Annotated in this window: 25 protein-coding genes, 1 tRNA gene and 8 pseudogenes; 13 read left to right on the top strand and 21 right to left on the bottom strand. The window is 44.4% G+C overall.

The features are described 5' to 3' along the window. Nucleotides 1–161 precede the first annotated feature (161 nt). The 21 genes and pseudogenes from rpsH to G7Y90_RS07175 all read right to left on the bottom strand — a co-directional run bounded on the left by rpsH (nucleotide 162) and on the right by G7Y90_RS07175 (nucleotide 13111). On the bottom strand, nucleotides 162–560 hold the full coding sequence (rpsH, locus tag G7Y90_RS07275) for a 30S ribosomal protein S8 (RefSeq protein WP_250163793.1): 399 nt from the start codon (nucleotides 558–560) through the stop codon (nucleotides 162–164). 11 nt (nucleotides 561–571) lie between these two features. After that, nucleotides 572–877 (bottom strand): 30S ribosomal protein S14, encoded by a 306-nt coding sequence (rpsN, locus tag G7Y90_RS07270; protein WP_021813378.1) that lies wholly within the window; start codon nucleotides 875–877, stop codon nucleotides 572–574. A 12-nt stretch (nucleotides 878–889) separates the two neighbouring features. Next, nucleotides 890–1426 carry a 50S ribosomal protein L5 gene (gene rplE / locus G7Y90_RS07265; protein ID WP_011512858.1) on the bottom strand — a complete coding sequence of 179 codons (537 nt, stop codon included), beginning with the start codon at nucleotides 1424–1426 and terminating at the stop codon, nucleotides 890–892. A 21-nt stretch (nucleotides 1427–1447) separates the two neighbouring features. Next, nucleotides 1448–1764: pseudogene (gene rplX, locus G7Y90_RS07260) on the bottom strand (50S ribosomal protein L24). An 8-nt stretch (nucleotides 1765–1772) separates the two neighbouring features. After that, nucleotides 1773–2141 carry a 50S ribosomal protein L14 gene (gene rplN, locus G7Y90_RS07255; protein WP_010196702.1) on the bottom strand — a complete coding sequence of 123 codons (369 nt, stop codon included), beginning with the start codon at nucleotides 2139–2141 and terminating at the stop codon, nucleotides 1773–1775. Nucleotides 2142–2322: 181 nt separating this feature from the next. After that, nucleotides 2323–2595, bottom strand: a complete 273-nt coding sequence (rpsQ, locus tag G7Y90_RS07250) for a 30S ribosomal protein S17 (protein WP_045446623.1) — start codon at nucleotides 2593–2595, stop codon at nucleotides 2323–2325. Continuing rightward, complete coding sequence (gene rpmC / locus G7Y90_RS07245) at nucleotides 2592–2789, bottom strand: 50S ribosomal protein L29 (RefSeq protein ID WP_011279794.1); 198 nt, start codon at nucleotides 2787–2789, stop codon at nucleotides 2592–2594. Before rpmC ends, rpsQ begins: the two co-directional genes overlap by 4 nt. Then, complete coding sequence (rplP, locus tag G7Y90_RS07240) at nucleotides 2789–3202, bottom strand: 50S ribosomal protein L16 (RefSeq protein WP_055125273.1); 414 nt, start codon at nucleotides 3200–3202, stop codon at nucleotides 2789–2791. Before rplP ends, rpmC begins: the two co-directional genes overlap by 1 nt. A gap of 3 nt (nucleotides 3203–3205) precedes the next feature. After that, complete coding sequence (gene rpsC, locus G7Y90_RS07235) at nucleotides 3206–3934, bottom strand: 30S ribosomal protein S3 (protein ID WP_045446618.1); 729 nt, start codon at nucleotides 3932–3934, stop codon at nucleotides 3206–3208. Between the two features lie 3 nt (nucleotides 3935–3937). Next, nucleotides 3938–4267: a 50S ribosomal protein L22 gene (gene rplV, locus G7Y90_RS07230; protein ID WP_045446615.1), complete on the bottom strand. Its 330-nt coding sequence runs from the start codon at nucleotides 4265–4267 to the stop codon at nucleotides 3938–3940. 10 nt (nucleotides 4268–4277) lie between these two features. Continuing rightward, nucleotides 4278–4553, bottom strand: a complete 276-nt coding sequence (rpsS, locus tag G7Y90_RS07225; protein ID WP_010196682.1) for a 30S ribosomal protein S19 — start codon at nucleotides 4551–4553, stop codon at nucleotides 4278–4280. A gap of 12 nt (nucleotides 4554–4565) precedes the next feature. Next, the gene (rplB, locus tag G7Y90_RS07220) at nucleotides 4566–5390 is read right to left on the bottom strand and encodes a 50S ribosomal protein L2 (protein ID WP_250163792.1); all 825 of its coding nucleotides are present in this window, start codon (nucleotides 5388–5390) and stop codon (nucleotides 4566–4568) included. A gap of 11 nt (nucleotides 5391–5401) precedes the next feature. Further along, a complete protein-coding gene (gene rplW, locus G7Y90_RS07215) occupies nucleotides 5402–5752 on the bottom strand; it encodes a 50S ribosomal protein L23 (protein WP_010196677.1) in 351 nt (116 codons plus the stop codon). Continuing rightward, nucleotides 5749–6349, bottom strand: a pseudogene (gene rplD, locus G7Y90_RS07210) (50S ribosomal protein L4). Before rplD ends, rplW begins: the two are co-directional and overlap by 4 nt. Nucleotides 6350–6363: 14 nt before the next feature. Then, a pseudogene (gene rplC / locus G7Y90_RS07205) lies at nucleotides 6364–7001 on the bottom strand (50S ribosomal protein L3). 48 nt (nucleotides 7002–7049) lie between these two features. After that, nucleotides 7050–7361, bottom strand: a complete 312-nt coding sequence (rpsJ, locus tag G7Y90_RS07200) for a 30S ribosomal protein S10 (RefSeq protein ID WP_010196670.1) — start codon at nucleotides 7359–7361, stop codon at nucleotides 7050–7052. A 436-nt stretch (nucleotides 7362–7797) separates the two neighbouring features. Next, complete coding sequence (locus G7Y90_RS07195) at nucleotides 7798–9408, bottom strand: Rne/Rng family ribonuclease (RefSeq protein WP_201603771.1); 1611 nt, start codon at nucleotides 9406–9408, stop codon at nucleotides 7798–7800. 178 nt (nucleotides 9409–9586) lie between these two features. Beyond that, nucleotides 9587–10252, bottom strand: a complete 666-nt coding sequence (locus G7Y90_RS07190; protein ID WP_201603769.1) for a Maf family protein — start codon at nucleotides 10250–10252, stop codon at nucleotides 9587–9589. 131 nt (nucleotides 10253–10383) lie between these two features. Then, complete coding sequence (gene mreD / locus G7Y90_RS07185; protein WP_045446600.1) at nucleotides 10384–10869, bottom strand: rod shape-determining protein MreD; 486 nt, start codon at nucleotides 10867–10869, stop codon at nucleotides 10384–10386. A gap of 178 nt (nucleotides 10870–11047) precedes the next feature. Further along, nucleotides 11048–11886, bottom strand: a pseudogene (gene mreC / locus G7Y90_RS07180) (rod shape-determining protein MreC). Nucleotides 11887–12075: 189 nt separating this feature from the next. Next, nucleotides 12076–13111 (bottom strand): annotated as a pseudogene (locus tag G7Y90_RS07175) (rod shape-determining protein). A gap of 633 nt (nucleotides 13112–13744) precedes the next feature. Between G7Y90_RS07175 and gatC the strand changes: the two are divergent. From gatC to G7Y90_RS18920, 13 genes and pseudogenes are all read left to right on the top strand, one after another. Continuing rightward, nucleotides 13745–14057 (top strand): annotated as a pseudogene (gene gatC, locus G7Y90_RS07170) (Asp-tRNA(Asn)/Glu-tRNA(Gln) amidotransferase subunit GatC). Nucleotides 14058–14125: 68 nt separating this feature from the next. Continuing rightward, entirely contained in the window at nucleotides 14126–15622 is a 1497-nt protein-coding gene (gene gatA / locus G7Y90_RS07165; protein ID WP_250163791.1) for an Asp-tRNA(Asn)/Glu-tRNA(Gln) amidotransferase subunit GatA, read from the top strand. Further along, a pseudogene (gene gatB / locus G7Y90_RS07160) lies at nucleotides 15622–17149 on the top strand (Asp-tRNA(Asn)/Glu-tRNA(Gln) amidotransferase subunit GatB). Before gatA ends, gatB begins: the two are co-directional and overlap by 1 nt. Nucleotides 17150–17263: 114 nt before the next feature. Next, nucleotides 17264–17340: transfer RNA gene (locus G7Y90_RS07155), tRNA-Pro, on the top strand. Between the two features lie 162 nt (nucleotides 17341–17502). Beyond that, on the top strand, nucleotides 17503–18744 hold the full coding sequence (locus tag G7Y90_RS07150; RefSeq protein ID WP_250163790.1) for a tyrosine-type recombinase/integrase: 1242 nt from the start codon (nucleotides 17503–17505) through the stop codon (nucleotides 18742–18744). 117 nt (nucleotides 18745–18861) lie between these two features. Continuing rightward, nucleotides 18862–19596, top strand: a complete 735-nt coding sequence (locus tag G7Y90_RS07145) for a hypothetical protein (RefSeq protein WP_250163789.1) — start codon at nucleotides 18862–18864, stop codon at nucleotides 19594–19596. A gap of 251 nt (nucleotides 19597–19847) precedes the next feature. Further along, entirely contained in the window at nucleotides 19848–20150 is a 303-nt protein-coding gene (locus G7Y90_RS07140; protein WP_250163788.1) for a helix-turn-helix transcriptional regulator, read from the top strand. After that, nucleotides 20147–20434 carry a helix-turn-helix domain-containing protein gene (locus G7Y90_RS07135; RefSeq protein ID WP_250163787.1) on the top strand — a complete coding sequence of 96 codons (288 nt, stop codon included), beginning with the start codon at nucleotides 20147–20149 and terminating at the stop codon, nucleotides 20432–20434. The genes G7Y90_RS07140 and G7Y90_RS07135 overlap by 4 nt, the downstream gene beginning before the upstream one ends. Continuing rightward, nucleotides 20435–20710 (top strand): hypothetical protein, encoded by a 276-nt coding sequence (locus G7Y90_RS07130; RefSeq protein ID WP_250163786.1) that lies wholly within the window; start codon nucleotides 20435–20437, stop codon nucleotides 20708–20710. Beyond that, on the top strand, nucleotides 20703–20978 hold the full coding sequence (locus G7Y90_RS07125; protein WP_250163785.1) for a hypothetical protein: 276 nt from the start codon (nucleotides 20703–20705) through the stop codon (nucleotides 20976–20978). Before G7Y90_RS07130 ends, G7Y90_RS07125 begins: the two co-directional genes overlap by 8 nt. Beyond that, the gene (locus G7Y90_RS07120; RefSeq protein WP_250163784.1) at nucleotides 20965–21501 is read left to right on the top strand and encodes a hypothetical protein; all 537 of its coding nucleotides are present in this window, start codon (nucleotides 20965–20967) and stop codon (nucleotides 21499–21501) included. Before G7Y90_RS07125 ends, G7Y90_RS07120 begins: the two co-directional genes overlap by 14 nt. After that, nucleotides 21494–21967: a hypothetical protein gene (locus G7Y90_RS07115; RefSeq protein WP_250163783.1), complete on the top strand. Its 474-nt coding sequence runs from the start codon at nucleotides 21494–21496 to the stop codon at nucleotides 21965–21967. Before G7Y90_RS07120 ends, G7Y90_RS07115 begins: the two co-directional genes overlap by 8 nt. A gap of 234 nt (nucleotides 21968–22201) precedes the next feature. Beyond that, nucleotides 22202–24744 (top strand): annotated as a pseudogene (locus tag G7Y90_RS18920) (DUF927 domain-containing protein). The last annotated feature ends 114 nt before the right edge of the window (nucleotides 24745–24858 follow it).

Raw genomic sequence — 24858 nt, 5'->3', positions numbered from 1 at the left:
AAAAATTAACTTCTTTATATTAGCGAAAAAACTAACAGGCTAAAAAGCGTGTTAGTTTAGCATAGTTGACTGCGTTAGACACCTATCAATTTGAGATAATTCATTATTACTCAATCAATAGAAATCTAACAATCATCAAATAGACTTTATCGTCGTGTAGCTTACGCTACAAATGCGACGATTTCACCACCGATACCAGCAGCGCGTGCAGCACGATCACTCATGATGCCTTGGCTAGTTGATACGATAGCAACACCCATACCTTGCTTAACAGTAGGGATAGCGTCTTTACCGCGGAACTGGCGTAAACCAGGACGGCTAAAACGTTGAATCGTTTCGATGACAGCGCGGCCTTCGAAGTATTTCAATTCGATAGATAGGCTTGCTTTATTGTTCGCTTCTTCAGTAACAACAGCGCTCGCCACATAACCTTCGCTAACTAGCAAATCAGCTATTGATTTACGTAATTTAGAGCTCGGCATTGCTACCGATACTTTGTTAGCCATTTGTGCGTTACGAATACGGGTTAGCATATCCCCAACGGTATCTTGCATACTCATATAGTTACCCCTTACCAGCTTGCTTTACGAACACCAGGCACATCGCCTTGCATGACACGCTCACGCAGCATATTGCGTGATAAGCCAAACTTGCGGAAGTAACCGTGAGGACGACCGGTGATAGCACAACGATTGCGTAGACGTACTGGCGATGAATTGCGTGGAAGAGCTTGTAGCTCTAGCATCGCTTCCATACGAGTTTCGTCACTTGCAGTCATATCACTGATAGTTTCTTTTAGCTTGATACGCTTATCAGCGTACTTAGCAACCATTTTTTCGCGCTTTAATTCGCGGTTAATCATGCTCTTCTTTGCCATAACGTCTTTACCTTATTTAAATGGGAAGCCGAATGCTTTAAGCAACGCGCGACCTTCTTCATCAGATTGAGCTGACGTGGTGATTGTCACATCCATACCGCGGATACGATCAATCTTGTCAAAATCTACTTCTGGGAATACGATCTGTTCTTTGATACCCAATGAGTAGTTACCACGTCCGTCAAAGGCTTTAGGTGAAAAACCGCGGAAATCACGAATACGAGGAATTGCAATGGCAATGAGACGATCTAAAAATTCGTACATTTGCTCACCGCGTAGCGTTACTTTGCAGCCAATTGGCCATTCTTCACGAATTTTAAAGCCAGCAACTGATTTACGCGCTTTGGTGACGACAGGTTTTTGACCAGCGATAGCGGTCATGTCAGCTACTGCACCTTCAAGCAATTTCTTGTCTTGAGACGCGCCGCCTACACCCATGTTAAGTGTGATTTTAGTGATTTTAGGCACTTGCATCACATTAGCCAAACCAAGCTCTTCTTTGATTTGCTGCTTTAATTCTTCGTTATATAAAGATTTTAATCTTGCCATTACCATTACACCCTTAGTGTCTTACGCAGTCGCCACTACTTCACCGTTCGAACGATAGACGCGTTGTTTCTTGCCGTCTTCGCCGAACTGATAAGTAATACGATCAGCTTTTTGGGTTTGCGCATTTAATATTGCGACATTTGAGATATGTAGAAAAGCTCTTTCTTAAGAATGCCACCTTCAACGCCAGTTGCCTGATTTGGCTTCTGATGTTTAGTGACAATATTAATGCCTTCAACTTTAATACGATCATTTTTTACAGCTTGTACAGTACCTTGCTTGCCTTTGTCTTTCCCAGCAATCACGATAACTGTATCGCCTTTACGTAATTTTGACATGGATTACCTCACAATACTTCTGGTGCTAGTGATACAATTTTCATAAACTGATCACCACGTAGTTCACGAGTTACCGGTCCAAAAATACGAGTTGCAATCGGTGCTTTATTTTGGTTCAACAATACCGCAGCATTGTCGTCAAAACGCAGAACAGAACCATCAGGACGACGAACGCCTTTTTTGGTGCGTACAACTACAGCATTCATCACGTCGCCTTTTTTAACACGACCGCGAGGAATGGCTTCTTTAACCGTTACTTTAATAATGTCGCCAACTGATGCATAACGACGATGAGAGCCACCCAGTACTTTAATGCACTGAACTCGTCTTGCACCGCTATTATCTGCAACTTCCAGCATCGATTCAACCTGAATCATAGCGTTACTCCACACGTATGAGCAATAAAAACCAGTTGCTGCCGCTAGCACAGTATGAGTAGTCGGCATTTTAATAAAAATAACCGCTGCTACTCTTAATGTGAGTGATATACGCTCGGCGCAATCAGCATCCTTAAAAAGGCGGCTATTTTAACAGCTTCTGGCTTTTAATGCAATTTACTTAGATTTTTTCTACTTTTTCAACCACTTCAACCAAAGTCCAAGACTTGGTTTTAGAGATTGGACGCGTTTCTTTGATGCGGACAAGGTCGCCTTGTTGGCAAACATTATTCTCATCATGGGCTTTGATTTTTGTAGAACGACGAAGCTGCTTGCCATACAAAGGATGACGAACCAGACGCTCAATCAAAACTGTGATGGACTTGTCCATCTTGTCACTGACAACTCGTCCTGTCAATACGCTAGCATTAGCTGTTTGATTGTTATCGCTCATGAGTCGCCTCGTTGTTTCTCGTTAATCAAAGTCTGAAGCTGAGCAATCGCACGACGATTAACACGTACTTCATGGGTATTACCCAACTGACCAGTTGCTTTAGCCATACGAATACGGAAAGCATCAAGTTGCTTTTCATCAAGTAACTGAGTCAGTTCTTCTAATGATTTATCACGTAATTCACTGATCTTCATTACATTATCGTCCGCTTAACAATGGTAGTTTTAAAGGGCAGTTTTGCTGCAGCAAGCGTGAACGCTTCGCGAGCAAGTTCTTCTGAAACCCCTTCGAGTTCATATAGCACTTTACCAGGTTTGATTTCGCATACCCAATATTCTACAGGACCTTTACCTTTACCCATACGTACTTCTAGTGGTTTATTGGTAATTGGTTTGTCTGGGAATACACGAATCCAAATCTTACCACCACGCTTAATTTTACGAGTGATGGTACGACGTGCTGCTTCAATTTGACGGGCAGTCATACGACCACGAGTCAACGATTTTAGACCAATTTGTCCGAATGCAACGGTGCTTCCACGATGAGCTAGCCCAGTGTTACGACCTTTGTGCATTTTACGAAACTTGGTACGTTTTGGCTGTAACATAGTTTAACCTCTGTCTGTGTTTCGACGGTTTCCGTTTCCACGACCACGGCGTTTTGGCGCACGAGTCTGCTCTTCTTTAACGGGATTGTATACACTGTTCATACCGTCAAGGATTTCGCCACGGAAGATCCAAACTTTTACACCGATGGTGCCGTAAGTAGTTTCCGCACGTACTGACGAATAGTCGATATCAGCGCGTAGTGTATGCAATGGCACACGACCTTCACGGTACCATTCAGTACGAGCAATCTCAGCACCGCCAAGACGGCCAGACAGCTCAACTTTAATACCTTTAGCACCAGAACGCATGCTGTTCTGTACGGCGCGCTTCATAGCACGGCGGAACATAACACGACGCTCAAGCTGACTTGCGATACCTTCCGCTACTAGATGAGCATCAAGATCAGGCGAGGTGATTTCTTCAATGTTGACCTGAGCAGGTACGCCCATAATTTTGGTCAATTCTTTTTGAAGTCTTTCGATGTCTTCGCCTTTCTTACCGATAACGATACCAGGACGCGCAGTGGCGATGGTAATCTTAGCAGCACCGGTAGGACGCTCAATCATGATTTTGCTAATCATAGCACTATCAAGCTTTTTGCGCAGATATTCACGAACTTGAATGTCGTTGATTAGGTATTCTGAGTATTGTTTAGGGTTAGCATACCAGTTTGCGTTATGCTTCTTTACAACACCAAGACGAATTCCGATTGGATGTACTTTTTGACCCATAACTTATTCTCCTACCTTTATAGTGATGTGACAGGTACGCTTACTGATACGATCAGCGCGACCTTTAGCACGTGGTAGGATACGTTTTAGCGTAATGCCTTCATCAACGTAGATGGTTGATACTTTAAGGGTATCAATATCTAGACCGTTGTTGTGTTCGGCATTGGCGATGGCTGAGTTAAGACATTTCTTAACAAATACAGCGCCTTTTTTATTACTATACGTTAGGATATCCAAAGCACGCTCGATAGATTTGCCACGAACTTCATCGGCAACGAGTCTAACTTTTTGTGCCGATATGGCGGCACCGCGTAATTTTGCAGTTACTTCCATGGTAAGCACCTTATCTCTTAGCTTTTTTGTCAATGCCATGACCACGATACGTACGAGTCGGGGCAAATTCACCTAGTTTATGACCAACCATCTGTTCACTCACGATAACCGGTACATGAGTACGGCCATTGTGAACAGACAAGGTTAAGCCAACCATTTGTGGTAGGATCATCGAGCGGCGCGACCAAGTCTTAATTGGCTTGCGTGAGTTGGTGTCTAATGCATTCTCAACTTTGGCAAACAAATGCGCGTCTATGAATGGACCTTTTTTCAATGAACGAGGCATGAAATTCTTCCTTTATTTCTTCTTGGCGCGACGGCGGATGATCATATTGTCAGTACGCTTATTACTACGCGTTTTAAGTCCTTTAGACTTCTGACCCCAAGGGCTGGTTGGATGGCGACCTTTATTACGACCTTCACCACCACCATGTGGGTGATCAACCGGGTTCATAGCAACACCACGAACAGAAGGACGAACACCACGCCAACGTGAAGCACCGGCTTTACCAAGTGATTTCAAGTTGTTTTCAGTGTTAGAAACTTCACCAATAACGGCACGGCAGTTCACGTGTACACGGCGAGTTTCGCCAGAGCGCATACGTAGAATAGCATAAATACCTTCACGACCTAACAACTGAACGCTAGCACCCGCACGAGCCATCTGTGCGCCTTTACCGATTTTAAGTTCGATATTATGGATCACAGTACCCAATGGGATGTTTTTTAGCGGTAAACAGTTACCTGGACGAATTGGTGATAGCTCACCTGACATTACTGTATCGCCAACTGCTTGTTTTTTAGCAGCAATGATATAGCGACGTTCGCCATCAGCGTACTTAAGTAAAGCAATGTGCGCAGTACGGTTAGGATCGTATTCAATACGCTCTACCGTGGCTGGGATATTGTCTTTAGTACGTTTGAAATCGATAATACGATAATGCTGCTTATGACCACCGCCAATATGACGAGTCGTTATGCGACCATTATTGTTACGACCACCAGTTTTACTTTTTGATTCGAGAAGCGCTGCAAACGGACGACCTTTATAAAGGTGTGGATGCACCACTTTTTCAACAAAACGACGGCCTGGTGATGTTGGCTTTGCTTTTACGATAGGCATGAGTGTAATCCTTATTCGTTGTTCGCTGTTTCACTAGTAGAAGCAGTCGTATTCGCGACCTCTTCACCAGCATCAGCCATTTGTACATCTTGACCAGCTTTTAAGGTAACGTAGGCTTTTTTGTAGTCATTACGACGGCCGATACTTTTACCAAAACGCTTTGTCTTACCTTTAACATTCAAAGTGTTTACTTTTAAAACTTCAACACCTTCAAACATCATCTCAACCGCTTTTTTGACTTCAAGCTTAGTAGCGTTAGAGTCAATTTTAAATACCTGCACACCAAGTGAGTCGCCAAGCATTTGAGATTTTTCTGAGAATACAGGTCCTCTTAGGATCTGATAAAGTCTTGCGTTATTCATGCTAGTGCTTCCTCAAATTGTTTCGCAGCTTCGACTGTCATGATCACTTTATCAAAAGCGATCAAACTCACTGGATCCACTTCACTTGTATCAAGTACATTGACATGTGGGATGTTGCGAGCAGCTAAGTATAAGTTTTCGTCAACTTCTTTAGTGACGATTAATGCACGTGATGCATTTAACTCACCTAACTTTGCAATCAACTCTTTAGTCTTAGGTCCAGAAACGCTTAGTTCTTCGACCAAAATCAAACGCTCTTGGCGAATCAATTCGGCTAAGATACACTGCATAGCACCGCGATACATTTTACGGTTAACTTTCTGTGACCAATCTTGTGGTTTAGCCGCGAATGCACGACCGCCCCCACGCCAGATTGGGCTACGAATAGAACCTGCACGAGCCGACCAGTACCTTTTTGGCGCATGGCTTAATGCCACCACCAGAAACTTCGGCACGGGTTTTTTGAGCGCGTGTACCTTGACGAGCACCAGCAAGATATGCGGTGACGACTTGATGCACTAGTGCTTCGTTGAATTCACGACCGAAAGCCGTATCAGAAAGCTCAACTGCCGCCCCTGTAACTGTTTTTAAATCCACGTTAATCCCCTTGCTTAGGCTTTGACTGACGGACGTACGATGACATCGCCACCGGTGGCACCTGGGATAGCACCCTTGATGACAAGTAACCCTTTTTCAACATCAACCGATATCACTTCTAGGCCCTGAACGGTAACGCGTTTGTTACCCATCTGACCTGGCATTTTTTTGCCTTTGAAGACTTTACCTGGTGACTGGTTTTGACCAGTTGAACCAATGGCACGGTGAGATACTGAGTTACCATGAGTGGCATCTTGCATGCTGAAGTTGTGACGCTTCACGCCGCCTTGAAAGCCTTTACCTTTACTGTTACCTGTGACATCAACCATCTGACCTTGTTCGAACAAGTCAGCTAGGATCTCACCACCAATTTCACGACCTTCAAGATCGCTATCATTGGCACGAAATTCCCAAACACCACGACCAGCGGCAACGCCAGCTTTAGCGAAGTGACCTTTTGAGCTGCTGCTACGCGGCTGTCACGACGGGTACCTGTGGTAACTTGGATGGCTTGATAGCCATCTACATCAGTATTTTTTACTTGAGTAATGCGATTAGCACTGATCTCAACCACTGTTACAGGGATAGATGCGCCTGCTTCAGTGAAGACACGGGTCATGCCGCATTTTTTACCGACTAAACCGATCGCCATTTTAGACCTCTTTATATCTTATATTAATGGGTTGGGTGTTTATGTGCATTAACCCAAAGCAATTTGAACGTCAACACCCGCCGCCAAGTCAAGCTTCATTAGCGCATCCACAGTTTTGTCGGTAGGTTGAACGATGTCAACCATACGCTTATGAGTACGGATTTCGTACTGATCACGAGCGTCTTTGTTTACGTGTGGTGAAGTTAGAACGTTGAAGCGCTCAATGCGAGTCGGCAACGGTACAGGACCACAAACTTGCGCACCGGTGCGCTTTGCAGTATCAACAATCTCTTGTGCAGATTGATCAATCAGACGATGATCAAAAGACTTAAGACGGATACGGATTCTCTGGTTAGCCATGCCAGCAAGCTCCTAATATGTGCTTTTGTCATTTTTGCTTTGCAAAGATATGATCAAAAGCCGTTTGGTTAAATATTCACTTAAAGCGGCCTTCTGTTCTTAACCAGAATGAGTTCTTTATCCGAACTTGTAGCGTGCCAAAAGCAAAATAGTTTAAAGCCCCGCCGACCCTTCCATTATAGGATGTCAGCAAAGGCATAATGAAATAGTGCTAGAAACGATGCTCTAGCTGTCATAGCGCCCGCTGTTTGATTGGCGGCGCATATAATTCAGTGGTGTATATTATACATAGTATTTCAGTCATTGCAAGGGTAATATCTGTAGCGACTTGATATACCCTTTATAAACAGTAATATGTAAACAACCGTATCTGTGCTTAATAATCACGCTTATATGAATTGATAACTATGCACTGTTAATCTAAAGCTATGAAACATCAATCCAAAACAATGTCATATTGCTCTTGAGTATAGAGATTTTCGACATCAAAGGTAATCACTCTACCAAGTAAATACTCTAAATCTGCCACCGTGTCTGACTCTGAAGTGAGAAGTAAATCAATCACTGCGGCATGGGCAACGACCGTAAATTTCTTGGGAGAGTTATAAGTACGAGCACAACGCATGATTTCACGGAATATCTCAAAGCACACGGTTTCAGCCGTTTTAACAAAGCCGCGTCCTTGGCAGGTCGAGCACGGCTCACATAGCTGCTGCCCGAGCGACTCACGCGTACGTTTACGCGTCATCTCTACTAACCCAAGCTCACTGACCTGAGTAATCTTAGTTTTGGCATAGTCTTGTACTAGCTGTGATTGCAGACTCTCTAACACATCATCTTTATGCTGCTGTTCAAGCATGTCAATAAAGTCTAGGATGATAATACCGCCTAGATTACGCAAACGCAGCTGACGGGCGATTGCATGAGTTGCCTCAAGATTGGTTTTATAAACCGTATCTTCTAACGAACGCCCGCCTACGAATGATCCCGTATTGACATCGATTGTGGTCATCGCTTCTGTTTGGTCGATAATGAGATAGCCACCTGATTTTAAATCTACGCGGCGTTTTAAAGCATCACGCAAATCATCTTCGACACGATGGACATCAAACAAGGATGGCTCAGCGGTATAATGTACAATGCGGTCATAGACAAAAGGCACAAACTCTTTGGCAAAGGATCTGACTTGTGCGTAAATTTGTGCATTATCAATGATGACTTTCTCGGTATCCGCGTGTACCAAATCACGGATAGAGCGCAGCGGTAATGATAGCTCTTGATAAATAAGCTCAGAACTTTGATGTTGTTTCATCTCTTGGCGACGCGCGCAGATGGTACGCCACAGTTGCAATAGATAATAAATGTCTTCTTCAAGCTTATCGACAGGGACACGTTCAGCAGCGGTACGAGCGATGAGACCGCCTTTTAGATTGACCGTTTGCATCAAACTAGACAACTCAGTTTTAAGACGGGTGCGCTCCTCTTCCCCATCAATGCGCTGAGAGATACCAATGTGTTCGCTTGAGGGCAGATACACCAAATAGCGAGATGGCAAGGATATATTGGTGGTCAAGCGAGCGCCTTTACTGCCCAACTGATCTTTGGTTACTTGCACTAAAATACGTTGGCTTTCATGCAAGCGATGTTGAATCAACGTTTTAGAAACAGGGATGACTTCGGTATTTTGTATACTAATCACCGGTGGCGTGACAGCCAAGTTATCAGTACTATTTTCTACCACAGCATCTTCTATATTGCTATCCGAGTTTTTATCGCTATTGTCAGCCGCTTTACTTTTATTTTCTGCTACTGGACGCGGCTCACGCTGCATATCATTGACATGTAAAAATGCTGTCCGCGACTGCCCGATATCAACGAATGCTGCCTGCATACCAGGTAAAACGCGTACGACTGTACCCAGATAGATATTGCCGACCAGACCCAATTTATGATGACGTTCAATATAAATTTCGCCCAAGATGCCATTGTCTAAAACTGCGACACGGGATTCCATTGGACTAATATTAATCAGCAGCTCTTCGGACATAATGTTTTTCTCTTATCTCTCAGCTTTCTTGTTAGACGTTCATCGTCTATTATCTTTATAGTGTAACAAATGCAGCTGGCTCTCGCCCATTACTCTAGCGTGTTATTATGTGCAGCAGGTTAGAGTGACAACCAATCTCTGAGAGACCAATAATCTCCATCAGGTTCTGTCTCGTATTTTACTTGATACCAATATCCGTGACGTTTTTAATTAACGCCAGCGTTTGTGGAAGTGGTAAACCCACGACATTGGTATAGCTACCATTGATACGGCTGACCCAAATAGCACCTAAGCCTTGTATACCATAACCACCCGCTTTATCAGCAGGCTCGCCACTTTCCCAATAGTTACTCATCATCTCCGCAGTGAGCGCTATAAAGGTCACTTCGGTACGCTCAGTGATTCGTTGCTGATTAATGATTTGAAATACTGGCTCATGAGTTGAGCTGTTAGCCACTTTAGAAGATAATGATATATAAGTTGCTTGAACCGCTGTCCATACTTCATGGACATTATCAGACATCTGTTGCCACATGCTATAAGCGTGCTCACGATCGACTGGCTTGACCAGAACTGTTTGACCATCTGCCAGCACACCGATGGTATCAGACGTTAAAATGATAAGTGAGTCAGAAAAACAGCTTTTATCCGTTTTCAAGCGTGATGCTAGTTGCTGTATGGCAGCCTCAGCTTTAGTGGCGACCATGCGCTCGATATAGTCTGTGGGTGACTCCTCATCATGCTGTGTTTCATCAACATCTACACTCAATGTGCTAAATTCTAGTTGTGCTCTTTCTAACAGCTCACGACGGCGCGGCGAACCAGAAGCTAAAATAATATCCATCGCTACTCTCTTTATATCTGAATTTATCTGCCTACTACCGAAAACTGCTGCCTCTTAGTGCATTAATATTAGTTAGTCAGGATTAATAAACACCAGCGCTAAAATCTTATTGGTTATCAGCAGAATTTTTCTTATGACGCAAATTTACGCAAAGCCAGTAGTACCAATGGCCAGCTGATGATACTCATCAACAGTGATAAGGCAGATTGTGCGACAAAGACATTTTGGATAAACATCTGCAATATCCATAAACATAATTGAAAAACAACCAATCCTAAGCTCGCTAATAACCATGCACTGATGGTATTTAGTTGCCTAATATAAATACTGGTTATTTTTATGAAGAAGGCGACTGCCACGGCGGCAAAGGCTTGCTGTCCCAAATGGGTATCCATGAGTAAGTCAGCAATGAGACCGATGGTAAATGCTGTAAAAATACCAACATAGCGTGGCTGAAATAATAACCAAAAAATCAGCACCATGATCATGACCATAGGGCGTAAGGTAGCCATACTAGGACTTAACGGATAGACATTAAGCGATGACGCAATAACAAAACTTAGAATGATGGTAGCAATCAGTAGTACCGTTGCATTCTCAGAATCAGGATACGACATGGGTACTTACCTTAACGAATGTATTGATGGCTGCTGTTAAAGCATGAGTGGGCATTGATGGGATAAAAACCATGGCTAAAAATGTATCGACAAACAGACCAGTTAATAAATAGATGCCAGCCATTATCTGATTGGTGCTTACGTATTGAGCGCCTAACTTCTTAACGGTCATTGAGAGTCATATTATTTTATTCACCAGCTTATCTTGCAGGACTAATACATATGCATTATCGATAAAGTTCGCCGCTGGGGTCACTTCTATACTTCTAAAGTTATCGGCTTGAGTATCTTTAATATGGGCGATACGGCCGACACGATACCTGCTGGAATACGCCCCCCAATCCTGATGACACCAGCTCATCACCCACACGCACGTCTGATGTTTTGAACACATAGTCAAGGCTTAATGAGGTTGGTATACCTTGCCCTGTCACGATAGCGCGTTGACCTGTGCGCTTGACTGTAACTGCAACCGATTGCTGCTCATCAGTAATCAATAGTAGGCGACTGGTATTGGGATAGACAAATAATCTGCCCTAAAATACCGTCTTCATCAATCACTGTCTGTCCAACTTGAACCCCGTCTTGAACACCTTTATTGAGCACCACGATTTGTCTGAGTAAGTTGGTGTCTGTACCGATTACCTGTGCCAAATTAAGATCAAATTGTTCAGGCTTGGTCGTTGATAAAATACCTTGCAGGCGCGCATTTTGTGCCAAAATATAATCTTGCTGCTGTAACTTGGCTTGCGCATGGATAAGCTGAGACTTCAATTGCATGTTTTCGCGGCGCAGCGCTTCTTTAGACTGTAAGCTGCCACCTGCCCAATGCTTGGCATAACTCGGTAACAGTGACAGCTCATAAATAGGCTGCATAGCGGCATGACTGGTACTACGTACTGGATTAAACCATTCTGAATTTTTGCTATCGAACCACATCAGTATTAGAGCTGCTATTAATACAATGGCAGTCTTACGAAGTGCTAACGGCTGGCGCGCAAAAATACTTGGGGTCATAAGTCGTCTAACTCAGGAGTTATAAAATAAGCAGTAGCCAGTACTGGGTTCTAGTTAATGAATGCAATTAAAGGCAGCGCAACTGGCTACCTTTAATTTTATACTGTTTTGACCCACTATTTTTACGCAAGCTATCATCAAGCACGACGAAGATGATTTATCAATACCGCAGTGCTTAACTAAAGCAATCTAAACAAAAATCATGTTCAAGCTTTTGTTATTGATAAAGTCAAGCGCAATACCACCGCCGCGGCTAACACAAGTCAATGGATCTTCAGCAACGGTCACAGGTAGACCTGTCTCTCTTGAAATTAATTTGTCCAAATCACGTAACAGCGCACCGCCGCCCGTCAAAACAATACCACGCTCTGCGATATCTGATGACAGCTCAGGTGGCGTCTGCTCAAGTGCCGCTTTCACCGCGCTAACGATACCGCTCAGCGGATCACTTAGGGCTTTTTGTACTTCTTCTGAGTTGACAGTAAAGGTTTTTGGCACGCCTTCTGCCATGCTACGACCGCGAACTTCGACTTCTAACTGACTGTCTTCATTCAAAGCAGAGCCAACTTCGTGCTTAATACGCTCAGCTGTCGTCTCACCAATCACACAACCATGGGTACGGCGCACATGGGTGATAATAGCGTCATCAAACATATCACCACCGATACGAATCGACTCGGCATAAACGCAACCAGATAAAGCGATAACGGCAATCTCCGTCGTGCCGCCACCAATATCAACCACCATCGAACCGCTGGCTTCATGAACTGGCAAGCCTGCGCCAATCGCTGCCGCCATTGGTTCTTCTAATAGTAGCACTTTACTTGCGCCCGCTGATGAGACCGCTTCACGAATCGCTTTACGCTCAACCAGAGTAGACTTACAAGGCACAAACCACCACGTTAGGCTGCGCCATAAAACGCTTGGCTTTTACCTTCATGATGAAATGCTTGAGCATTTTTTGCGTCACTTCAAAGTCAGCAATCACGCCGTCTTTTAATGGGCGAATCGCTGTAATATTGGCAGGTGTACGACCAAGCATCTGCTTGGCATCAATACCAACAGCCGCAACGGTAGGGTTTTGTGTACGATTACTTCGTAACGCAACCACCGTAGGCTCGTCAAGTACGACGCCTTTATTAGGAATAAAAATGAGAGTGTTCGCAGTACCGAGGTCGATAGCGATATTATTTGATAAAAATCCAAACAGGTTCATGACTAATATTTCCAGCGTATTACAAATGAGGCGAATGAGGCGAATGAGATTGACTGAGGCGTTACTCGTCAGCGTTGAGCAGGTCGTCGTTAGACATCACTTATGGCGAAATTTGAACCTCGCAACAAGTCAAACCTAAGCAATAATGATGCAATGGAAAAACTGAGCTAAATTATACCGATTTGGCTCAAAAAAAACACAGATATTTGCATCAGTAAGTCAGGATTTTAGTCTTAAACGCTAAAAGTTGTTACAAAGTTTAAAATAGCAGTAAATACCATTCGACTTAATGAAACATCATTTAATTCAATAACTAACAAGGCTCTACAGGCAAACGGTAATTTTTCTTAGCAGCACAGGTGCATACTGTAACGTATTTCAGAACGTAATGGGTAAGCAATTGAGAATCAATCGTGAATTATACGGTCAATTTTGCAAATCACGCCATCTTGGTTGATATTGTGCATCAATCAAGCGTCATGCTCTGTAAACTTAAGCCAGATGCTTTATAATAAAGCCACTATATATACATCTTAAGATAAACCCCTTGTTTTAGTTTGTGTTAATAATTATCTATATCTAATGCTTGTCTATTTTAGCCGCATTCTACTCTAACAAAAACTGTCCTTCACTGGAGAAACTATGTCACAACAACCAGCAACGTCTGACAGCAACGTCAGCCGTGAAGAAATCCTAGAAGTTGCCAACCTTGCACGTTTGGGTGTCGATGAAAGCACAGCCGATAGCTATGCCGACGATATTAGTAAAGTATTAAAACTTATGAATACGCTATCTAACGTGGATACCACAGGCATCAAACCCTTAGCAAACATTCATGAAGCTTGCCAAGAATTGCGGGGATGTGGCCAAACACGATATCAACCGCGCGCGCAATCAGTCAGTCGCCCCAGCTGTTGAAGATGGCTTATATTTGGTTCCACAAGTGATTGAATAAGCAGCGCGCTGCTTTAATCGCTACCCTATTTTACTTTATGCTATTCACATTTTGACGGACGACACCTTATGTCAGAACTTCATTTATTAAGTACCCAGCAGCTTATTACGGGCTTGCAAGACAAACAATTTAGCAGCCTTGAGCTGACAGAACACTACATCAAACGTATAGACGCGCTAGACAATAAGATTAACAGCTTTATCACTCATACTTCTGAGACAGCACGCGCGCAAGCAAAGGCAGCAGATGAGATGCGTGCTCAGGGCGATCAGCGTCCACTACTTGGTGTACCGATGGCGCACAAAGACATTTTTTGTACTCAAGGTGTACTAACGACTTGTGGCTCTAAGATGCTGCATAATTTTATCTCACCTTATGATGCTACCATCGTTTCTAATATCGACAAAGCAGGCATGATTAGCTTGGGCAAGCTCAATATGGATGAGTTTGCGATGGGCTCAGACAACAGTAGCTCTTACTATGGCACTGTGCAGAACCCTTGGAACCTAGAGCGCGTCCCTGGTGGTTCATCAGGTGGTAGTGCTGCCGCCGTTGCCGCAGGTTTTGTCCCAGTCGCAACGGGTAGTGATACTGGCGGCTCTATTCGTCAGCCTGCCTCATTTTGTGGACTAACCGGTATCAAGCCAACCTATGGTCGCGTCTCTCGCTTTGGTATGATTGCCTACGCTTCAAGTCTGGATCAAGCTGGTAGCATGGGTCGCAGCGCTAAAGATTGTGCCTATCTGCTACAGCCAATGATTGGTCACGATCCACGCGATGCGACTTCTATCAAATACGATATGCCTGACTACGTACAAGACATCAATGATGCAGAAGCCGCGGCTGGTGATAAGCCATTTGCTGGCTTGCGCATTGGTGTGGCAAAAGAATACTTTAGTGCGGGACTAGACGCTGAGGTAGAAACAACCGTACGTGCTGCTCTGAAAAAATATGAAGAGCTGGGCGCAACGATTGTAGAAGTGAACATCACTGACCCTGAAATTACGCTTGCCACTTATTACATGCTAGCGCCTGCAGAAGCATCATCTAACCTATCACGCTTCGATGGCGTACGCTTTGGCTATCGCTGTGAGAATCCAACCGATCTGCTAGATTTATACACGCGTTCACGCTCTGAAGGCTTTGGTCCTGAAGTACAACGCCGTATCTTGACCGGTACTTATGCGCTCTCGGCAGGTTACTTTGATGCTTACTATACTAAAGCACAAAAAATCCGCCGCTTAATCGTCAAAGATTTCGATGAGGCGTTTGCTAGCTGTGACGTGATTGCCAGTCCAACTGCACCAACCGCTGCCTATAAATTAAGCGACAACCTTGACCCTGCGACCATGTACTTAGGCGATGTTTATACCATCGCGGTCAACTTAGCGGGTCTACCTGCACTCAGTCAGCCAGTTGGTCTAACCTCAGAAGGTTTGCCTGTTGGCTTACAACTCATCGGTAAGCATTGGCAAGAGAGCCAATTGCTCACGACTGCTCATCTATTCCAGCAGCATACCGACCATCATTTACAACACTCTACCATCGCAAAGGAGACGGTATAATGAACACAGCAACTACTACTGATAACAATGCCGTCCGCGAGCATGCCGTGCGTAAAGAGCTTTTCGTCGATGGTTATGAAGTGGTCATCGGTATCGAGATTCACTGCCAGCTAAATACGGAAAGTAAGATCTTCTCAAGTGCGCCGACTGACTTTGGTCATGAGCCAAACAGCCAAGCTAGCATCGTCGATTTGGGTCTACCTGGTGTATTGCCAGTGTTAAATGCTGGTGTGGTCGATCGCGCATTAAAATTCGGTATCGGTGTCAATGCTGAGCTGGGTCTGTTTAATACGTTTGACCGTAAAAACTACTTTTACCCTGATTTGCCTAAAGGCTATCAAATCACTCAGATGGCCAATCCTATCGTGGGTGAAGGCTACATCGATGTTGTCGTCAATGAAGGTGAAAAGAACGAATATCCGAAACGTATGGGTATCACTCGCGCGCATCTAGAAGAAGATGCAGGTAAATCTGTCCATGACGCAGTCGATGGTATGACTGGTGTAGATTTGAACCGTGCTGGTACGCCACTAATCGAAATCGTCTCTGAGCCAGACATGCGCTCAGCTCATGAAGCACTTGCCTATATCAAAGCCATTCATCAGCTGGTCACGTGGCTTGGTATCTCAGACGCAGTGATGGCTGAAGGCTCATTCCGCTGTGATTGTAACGTCTCTATCCGTAAGCCTGGTGCTGAATTGGGTACGCGCACTGAGCTAAAAAACCTCAACTCGTTCCGCTTTATCGAACGCGCTATCAATCGCGAAATCGAGCGTCAAATTGATATTTTAGAGGGACGGTGGCCAAGTATGCAGGCAACGATGTTTATGATCCTGAGCGCGACGAAACTCGTGTGATGCGTACCAAAGAAGACGCCAACGATTATCGTTACTTCCCTGACCTGACTTGCTGCCTGTGCGTATCGAACAGCATACTGTCGATAGCATTCGTGCAGCAATGCCTGAGCTACCAGTTGCTCGTCGTGCGCGTTTTGAAGCAGCGCTGGGTCTATCAGAATATGATGCTCGTATCTTGACTGGTAGTCGTCAAATTGCAGATTACTTTGAAGCTGTGGTCGCAGAAATTGGGCAAGCAGATGCCAAAATGGCTGGCAACTGGGTGATGGGTGACCTACTCGGTGCGCTAAATAAAGATGATAAAGAAATTACTGACTCCCCTATCAGCGCCAAGCAATTGGCTGGTATGCTAGCGCGTATCAAAGACGACACCTTGTCTGGCAAATTGGCGAAGAAAGTCTTTAGCGCCCTATACGAGCGCGAAGGCGGAGATGCTGATGACGCAGCTGACAAAATCATCGAAGAAAAAGGGCTTAAGCAAGAAACCGATACGGGTGCTATCAAAGCCATCGTTGAAGAAGTCATCGCTAAGAATGCAGCCATGGTTGAAGAATATCGTGGCGGTAAAGAAAAAGCCTTTAATGGTCTGGTCGGTCAAGTCATGAAAGCCAGTCGTGGTAGTGCCAACCCGCAGCAAGTGAACCAAATCCTAAAAGAGCTACTCGGTTAAGGATAATTGCTGATTGGTTATGCTGACTGTGATACGTAAATTAAGGTTATAGAGTTTGACTAAAATAAATAGCTCTTGCAATATGCATAATTTTGCGTAAAATAGTCAGTCATTCGGGGCGTAGCGCAGTCTGGTAGCGCACTACACTGGGGGTGTAGTGGTCGCAGGTTCAAATCCTGCCGTTCCGACCAACACAATATTAGGGCATACCGTCACAGACCGTATGCCCTTTATTTTGGGCGTTTTTCAGGTTTTCACTACCTTATAGGTGTATGGCGTTTCATATAGAATGTTGGTATTATTGTTGGTATCGAGCAATACCAACATGGACAATACCAACAAAGGATAGACCCATGCCCCTAACCCATACAGGTATCAACAAGCTACAGCCCAGTAGCACCTCTATTGATACAAAACGACCTGATAAACACAGTGACGGTAACGGGCTGCAATTATGGGTGCGTTATACAGGCGTGAAGTCATGGATCAGCGCCTACCGCTGGCAAGGTAAGCAGCAAACCCTCACTATTGGCACTTATCCAGTAATGAGCCTACAGAATGCACGCCAGCGCAATATTGAGATCAAAAGACTCATAGCTGATGGTATCAACCCAAAAGACGATAAGAAAAAGACACAAGCAGACAATGACGGATCAAGGGCGTTCGATACTATAGCCCAGCGTTGGCACGATGACCGCAAAGCACACATAGCCCCTACCACCTATAGCCGTGACTATTCACAGTACCAGCGCGATATTAAGCCCGTCATTGGACACATGAACATAGAGGACATAACCGCGCCTGATGTTTTAGCCATTGGTAAAGCTATCGAAGCGAGGGGCGCTAGTGATATGGCAAGGCGTGCAATGCGTCAAACGGGGCAGATATTCAAACAAGCCATACGTGAGGGCTTAACCAACCTCAACCCAGCCAACGACCTAACCGAAGCATTAAAACCGCATAAGGTGAAGCATCATAGCCGTATCACTAGCCAGCAATTACCAAAGCTACTACAAGATATTAACGCCTATGAGGGTGATCTATTGGTGAAGCTGGGCTTATGGTTTATGTGCTATACGTTTGTGCGTACTCAAGAATTGCGCTTTATGGAATGGAGCGAGATAGACTACAAAGCTAAGTTATGGCGCATACCAGCCGAAAAAATGAAAATGGATAGACCTCACTTAGTACCGCTTGCCCCTCAAACAATGGCAATCTTAAAGCAGATCAAGGCGCTAGGGTTTTCCGATCAATACGTTTTCTTTAATCCATCAACCCGTAAGCCATACAGTACCAATGCTTTTATCACTGCCCTATGGCGCATGGGTTATAAGGGCAGAATGACGGGGCACGGTTTCCGTGGACTTGCCAGCACTACCCTACACGAACAGGAATACATGCACGAAGCGATAGAGCTACAGCTGGCACATGAGAAAGAGAACAAAATCAGCAAAGCCTATAACGGGGCGCAGCATTTACCCTATAGAACCAAGATGATGAATGAATGGGCAAACTTCATTGATAATGCTTACGCTGGCAAGCTGGACAACGTGATCCGTGCAGACTTTAAAGGACAAAAACAAAAGCTAGGCTAAGGCTTAGCACCAACTATGCAAGGCTAGGACTAATTACCCGAAAGCCAGCCGTTCACACACCTTTAGGCTGGCACTGCCTTGCACCTACTTTGAATTAAGGGTGTGTAAAGGTGTGTTATGAATATTATTTCAGACATAGATGTAGCTAAATTGATGCAACATTTAAATATCATTCAAGCTGCTAGTCTTATAGTAGGAGTTTCTCCTGCTACCATTTATAAAAATGATGATAATCAATCGCAACTCCCCTATATGCACAATGATTATCAGACGGCTGAGAAGTTTAGCGATGTTTTAGAAGCTATTACGCACGCTGTAAAGTTTGGCTCGCTAGAAGCTACTATTGCTTATGAACCCCGTGCTCTTATTCAATATAACAATTTCAGCAATCCCTCATATCTATATCAAGATGACTTAAGCGGAGATTGGTTTACAACTGCTAACATTGATATAAACAACACATTTATTCAACGTTCTAAATTAAAGCATTGGCTATTAAGCCATGACGTAAAGCCCCCCTCCTTGTTCACTGATAGCGAGAATGATAACGCTGATTATCTAAATAAAGAGCACGACAGATATGTTCCAAAGCTCGCACTATGTATAAGGGCGTGGCAATCAAGCCAATACTTGCCTGATAACGTAGCAGTAGGGCTATGGTTGCAAGATTACATAAGAGACCATGCAAAAGAATACGGCTTAAGTAGCAGTGATACTATGGTAGAAAACCTAGCTACTATATGTAACTGGAACTCAAAGGGAGGTAATAAGTCAACATTCCCATACCTTAGGGACAACATACCTAATGATTATAGCCAAATGCCGAATAAAGCTACTGCAAGTAAAAGATGATAGTTTTTTGCCTGAACTTATAGAATTTTTAGAACCAAAACCCGAGGAAAAGGACAATGGTGATATACCTTTCTAGACCTTTAAACTCAATGCTTTTATAGAAATATATAAATAATTACTTATAACTACCCCTAAACATGGCTATATGTTTAGGGGTAGTTTGCTATCTATTACCCCCTTGTCTTTAGTGCCATTATGAGTATGTCCGATACACACTGTATCGCCTCAATACGCTACATGGAGCTATGAACATGACACAGCAACAAGCCACTCAAAACACCCCAGTAATTCCTTTTACTGATAACACCTCGCACGATACCGAACCAACCACCGCAAACAGTCCAGCTATGCAACTGCCTACTACAGGCATGGGCAGGGCTAAAGATATTCTGCCATTTCTACCTTTTAGCAAAACCACCTTGTTTGAATGGTCAAAAGATGGACGTTTCCCAGCTGGCAGAAAGCTATCACCAACGATGACCGCATGGAGCTATGCAGACGTTCACGAATGGCTTAACTCTCACACCTCACCACTAGCGAGGTGTAAGCCATGACTACTACAGCAACCGCCACCGCCCCAGTGACCAACCAGCCAGCACCTAAGACACAGATTGATATTGTCAGAGCGCACCTGATGACAGGCGCAACGATCACCACATGGGACGCTTACCGCCTTTATCAAATCACATGCTTAGCACAGCGCATACATGACCTGAGAACCGCAGGGCTAACCATTCAAAGCGAGATAGTCACGCACAATGACAAGCGGTTTTCGGTCTATTGGCTTGATGAGCAGACCTTGCTTGAAAGCGAACTATCTAACAGTGAGGTGAACTAAGTGAGCCAATCAAACGACATATTAGAACCGCGCCTAGTGGCAGTAGATAGCTATTATCTATCTGTCATCAATGACCGCATACAAGACCTATCAAACGATAGCGAACACCTAGCAATGGCACTTAGCGCGATCAGCACCGATGATGATACCAGTAAGGGCGTAATAGTCGCTGTAAGGTCTGCCCTACTCGCTAATAGTGAGCTGGCAACCATTTTAAGCGAACAGATGGACGGGCTTATCTTACTGCCTGAGTTGGAGGTAACAGATCATGAGTAATGACGACCTAGTAAGCGAAGTCATGGACAGGCTAAAAGATGAAGGGTTTTTGATGATAGCTGATGATTTTATAGATCAGCTTATCACCACCTTACACGCTAATGTGACCCTTATTAATACCATGACCCAAATAGCCGAATTAGAAACCACAATGTTAGGCAGCTTGCTACCGACAGGCAGCCGACAAGTGGAGTCGCTCAAAGAGCTATCGAAAAACATAGCAGAAATCGCTTTCAACGTGGAGGACGTAAGAGATGACCAACGATAACAAAATCAATCTAAAAGCCAACCACGGGCAGCACAGCGACAGCCAGCCCCGTAAGCGTGGCTTATTACTTAGCTTTACTATCTTTATGGCATGGGTAGTAGGTATTGGCTTGCTACTGTCATTGGTAGCGTGCCAGCCAGCCAGTGCAAAACAGATTGCAACCAATACCAACAATGGTTACTATATAGACCTCTCAAGAAAACACGCAAGCGGTAAGCCATACCGTTATCCATTGGCTTTTTTTGTGCCTGATAATAGCGCAGCCTCTCAAGCTGTCACTATCCATTCAAGCACAGCCCCACAAGCGCACCTAAGCGCCACAAGGGGGCAAACCATCATATCTATAGCAAATTATTTGCTAACCGACTATGACGGGTTGACGCTGCAAAATAAAATAGCCGTAAGGCGAATATGCAGGGCGGTTGCTTGCGTGACCGAGAGTAAGACCCGTCACCCTATACTTTTACCGTATAGCGTGGCATTCACTCAAAAAACAACGCAAGGAGTTATCCATCATGGGTAAATCAATCCGTACGACCTCAAACACTCAAACCACTACAAGCAGCACACCAGCCACATTCAAGGCAGGTGACAGCGTGCTATGCCCGTCATTAAGCAATAGCCCTTTTGTGCTAATAAATGACCCATACGGCAAGCGTAATAATTTGGCGCTAGAATTTGAAGGCAGTTATTTTTACTATGATGGTAACGGTTATTTCGTACGTGCCAGCCAAAACGAAACAGACGACTTTCAGCCAAGCCTATACCAAAATACCCCAGCCAATCAGCAAGCGATTAATACGCTATACAGTGGCAACCAATCAAACCAGCGCAAAGTTATCGACACTACAAAAGCAGATGATGACGAAGTGATATTAATATCGTCACATGATTTATCGCATATCGCTTGTGATATTCAAGGCGCTATCAATGTCATTGACGATACTGGTTATTTACTAGGGCTTATTCACTATAGAAAGAGAGGGTGAAGCCGTACCAGCAATGGCACGCCTAGCCCATGATGCCACTTGTACGTGGTCAAACCTACTTCATGACCAGTTAGGCAGTATCAATGACACCCTAGCTATGACCCGTTACGGCAAGGAGGGTAAATAATGAAAACCTACCCACCAAAGCAAAGCCGTAAGTACGCCAAGCGCAAAAGCTACTACAAAAAATAGAGCAGCGCGTAAGCCGAACCAGTCACAAGCAAGGGGGACTAAATGACCACTACACCACAAACAGCCGCTCATGAAAAAGCCCGTGCATTTAGCACAGGCTTTACAGTAGTAATAAATAGCTTTGATGCAGCCACACGGCAAGGGCTAGCAGATGATCCTACTTTGACAAAGCTAATCGAGCTATTACCGCCTGACAGCTTGCTAAGTATCACCGACAATCTTACTACAGATGACGCGGTATTAGTACCGACCGCTGGCACGATAGCCCTAAGATTGACCGATAAACAGGGTGATATTGTAGGCGCAGTATTCTACACACCAAACAGCAAAGCAAAGCCTATTGTCATTGATCCTACAGGGTATGGCGCTATCGTCATTGGTGAGCCAAACAAAGCCAATGAGATAATTGCTTTTGATGATGCAGAATATGGCATTGATGCCTATCAGTGTATGGCAGACGACAAAATAACTTTTATTATCAGCCCTCAAAAAACAAAGCAATGCTTTAAAAAGATGGTGCAGCATTGGAGCGGCGGATCACTGCTAACCGTACCAATGACCATAGATAACAAAGGCATGATAAATCTATTGGCAGGTGTGAATGCTAGGGCATTGGTTACCATAGCTGATATTCTCACAATGCTACATGCTAACAATAGTTATGAGGCAATACTGGCAGCTGATGAAACTCAAATCATTAACCTAAAAGACACCGCTTACTATCCTGAATGGCGCGATGATCCACAGCTGAATGAGCCGATGATTTATGCTGATGGGCGTTTTGAGCTATACCATGACGGACTGTTTTTTGTGAAGTATAACGATGACGACCCAGCAAACATAACCTTTAAGTTTAAGGCGTTTGTTTGTTCACCGATTGAGATTATCGCTAAGACTAGGGACACAAGCAGCGGTACATGGGGGCGGCTATTGCAATGGCGTGATGATGATAATATCAAGCATCAATGGTCAATGCCGTTATCACTGCTACAAGGTGATGCAAAGGAATACCGCAAGGAGCTTGCCAGTCAAGGATTGAACATTACCACCAATAGCAAACAGCGCAGCTACTTAGACCCCTATATCAAAACTACCCCGTTCACAAACGGGCGTTATGCGTAGATAGGTTAGGCTGGCATGAGCAGCAATACATATTACCTGACAGGGCAATAGGCAGTGATAGTAAGCAGCTTATCGTCTATCAATCTGCCAACGCCATAAACAGCACCTTAGCCCAGCAAGGCACATTAGCCCAGTGGCGTGATAACTTATGCAAACCACTAGCAGAACAAAGCCGTTTTGTTTTCTCTATTGCTTGCGCTTTTGCAGGTCAATTACTGGAGCTATTGGAGTATGACGGGGGCGGTTTTCACCTTTTAGGTTCATCAAGCATGGGTAAGTCATTATCGCTTAAATTGGCTGCTAGTGTATGGGGCAACCCTGACAGGTATGTTAAGACATGGCGCAGCACTGATAACGCACTAGAGGGCACAGCAAGCGAGCACAACGACAGTTTTCTGCCACTTGATGAAATCAGCGAATGTGATCCCAAAATAGTAGGTAAAACCGTTTACATGCTGGCTAATGGTCAAGGTAAAGGGCGTAGCACCACCACGGGACACAATCGCATAGCCAAAACATGGCGCATTATCTTTTTGTCTAATGGTGAGGAGTCGCTACAAAATTTCATGGCACAAGCAGGACAGAAAACCAATGCAGGTATTGAGGTTCGAGTAGCGCATATTGATGCTGATGCTGGCAAAGGCTTAAAGACGTTTGATAGTTTGGTACTGGCAGACACCAGTGAAGCCCAAGCCGATACGATCAACGAGTTATCACACGCTTACTATGGATCAGCTGGCATAGCATGGCTAGAACATATCACCAGTGACAAGACAGCGACCACCGCCAACGCTGGGCAGCTTGTCAGTAGCTTTATGAGTAAGTATAGCGACCTGACAGCACAAGCGCATAGAGTGGCTAAACGGTTCGCTATGGTGGCAGCAGCTGGTGAGATAGCAACACTGGCAGCTATTACAGGCTGGCAAGTAGGACAAGCAACCACAGCCGTTATGACATGCTTAGATAATTGGCTTGATAACTATGGGCGTGATGGTGAGCATGAGCAGCGCCAAATCATAGAGCATATTAAGGCATTTATTGAACAGCATGGATCAAGTCGTTTTCAGCCTTGCCACATTCACACGTACCAAGATTTTGAACCTAAAATCAATAACCGCGTTGGCTATCACAATTACGACACAGGGGAATATTATTTCTCTACCAGTACCTTTGATGATGTCTGTTCACCATTTAACAAAAGCAAAGTATTGCAAGTGTTAGATGAAGCTGGATTATTGAACGTGACTGAGAATGACCGTAAAACGTGTAGAGTGCCTTTACCATTTAAAAAGAACCGTCAACGTGTTTATGCGGTCAAAAGTGAGATATTAAGTTGTGAAACTACAAAAAGCACTGGGACAGCTGGGACAACTGGGACAACCCATACACCGCAAGGGCTAGGCACTGTCCCAAGCAATAAAACACCACTGGGACAGCTGGGACAAAGTAGCTCAATTTGTTAATCTGTCCCAAGTGTCCCAAGGGCAAAAAAGGGGCTGGGACAGCTACAAGCCAATAACCACGGGCGTTGTCCCGTTGTCCCAAGTGTCCCAAGCAAAAAACAGATGCAGACAAAA

Origin of the sequence: Psychrobacter sp. WY6 (genome assembly GCF_018448495.1) — a bacterium.
Classification (GTDB): domain Bacteria; phylum Pseudomonadota; class Gammaproteobacteria; order Pseudomonadales; family Moraxellaceae; genus Psychrobacter.
Note: the sequence above shows the minus strand (reverse complement) of the source record. Positions and strands in the feature narration are given on the sequence as shown.